Origin of the sequence: Bartonella sp. CL63NXGY (assembly GCF_042194905.1) — a bacterium.
Taxonomy (GTDB): domain Bacteria; phylum Pseudomonadota; class Alphaproteobacteria; order Rhizobiales; family Rhizobiaceae; genus Bartonella.
This window is the reverse complement of sequence record NZ_JBHINK010000135.1, coordinates 329-596: the sequence shown is the minus strand read 5'-3', so window position 1 is coordinate 596 and position 268 is coordinate 329.

Genomic DNA, 268 nt, shown 5'->3' with positions numbered 1-268 from the left:
ATCATCAACAGCTAAAGAAGTTGACGTCGTAGCACTCCCTGCCCCTGCCGTTTCAACAGAAGTAGATTGGAATGTGTTAGTTTGGATCGAAACAGAAGCGTTGATAGCGGCGCCTTGTTCCTGTGAGCCCGTTACTGAACGTTGAGTAGTTTGTGCACTAGTGCTTGATACCGTGGAAGCGTTTCCGCTAATACTGCTACTAGTATTGTAACTAGTACTGGAAGTAGCAGAACTTGGCATACTAGTGTTGTAATTAGTGATTAAAATA